Below are 1,225 nucleotides of genomic sequence, written 5' to 3'. Positions count from 1 at the left end.
CGGCGGCCGGCAGCCGACGGCGCAGCACCTCACAGCGCTGCAAAACAGCCAACCGCTCCCGGTTGGTCAACGCGTCGAAGTCCAACCCCAGCACCCGATCCAGGGCAGCAGCCAGCGCGTCGAAGGCCGCGGTGACCTCTTCCCGATCATTCGAACGCATGTTTGAACCATAGCAACACCGACCGACAAGAATCGGCGTGCAGTTGCGGTCACATCGTGGCGGCGGCGTTGATCTCGTCGAGCCGGTTGGTCGCCTCGAGGTATTCGCCGACCCAGCGTGCGATGACCGCGGCGGTCTTCTCCACCTTCGAAAGCTGCCCGACTACCTGCCCGACCGGGTTGAATGCGACGTCGACGGTCTCGTTCGGGTATTTCTGGGTCGCGGCGACGGCCATTCCTGCGACCATGTACTGCAGCGGCATACCGAGCGGTTCGGGGTTGCCCGGCTGCTCCCAGGCGTCGGTCCAGTCGTTGCGCAGCATCCGGGCCGGCTTGCCGGTGAACGAACGGCTCCGGACGGTGTCGCGGCTGCTGGCCTTCGCATAGGCTGCCTGCTGAACAGCGGTGTTGGATGCCTCTTCGACCATCAGCCACTGCGACCCCGTCCACGCGCCCTGAGCACCCATCGCGAGTGCGGCGGCGATCTGCTGGCCGCTGGCGATACCGCCGGCCGCCAGCACCGGCCGCGGCGCAACCTCGTTGATGACTTGCGGCCACAACACAATCGAGCCAACCTCGCCGCAGTGGCCGCCGCCCTCGCCACCTTGGGCGATGATGACGTCGACGTCGGCGTCGGCGTGTTTGCGGGCCTGCGCCGGCGAGCCACACAATGCAGCCACTGTGCGGTCGCAGTCGTGGATGTGTTTGATCATGTCCGGCGGCGGGGTGCCGAGCGCGTTGGCGATCAGCGTCATCTTCGGGTGCTGCAGCGCAACCTCGACCTGCGGGGTGGCGGTCGCCTCGGTCCAACCGAGCAACCGCAGCGCGCTCTCGTCGCTGTCGCCGAGGGGGACGCCGTGGTCGGCCAGAATCTTGCGGGCGAAATCCAGATGCCCCTGCGGCACCATCGACCGGAGCGTCTCGGTGAGTTCCTCGGCGGACTGATGCGACTCCATCCCCTCGTACGTGCTGGGGATCACGATGTCGACGCCGTAGGGATGGTTGCCGATGTGCTCGTCGATCCAGTTGAGCTCGATCTCGAGTTGCTCGGGTGTGAAGCCGACCG

At 66.8% G+C, this 1,225-nt stretch carries 1 protein-coding gene; it reads right to left on the bottom strand.

Features of this window, described 5'->3' with window-relative positions; all coding sequences use genetic code 11:
- Positions 1 to 209 precede the first annotated feature (209 nt).
- Positions 210 to 1,225 (bottom strand): NAD(P)H-dependent flavin oxidoreductase (locus AC2VOP_RS08345; RefSeq protein WP_486960527.1); only part of this gene is annotated, 1,016 nt, incomplete at its 5' end.

It is taken from the genome of Mycobacterium sp. TH-M106, from assembly GCF_057473765.1.
The sequence above is the reverse complement of the archived record's forward strand: the minus strand, read 5'-3'. Positions and strand labels throughout refer to the sequence as shown.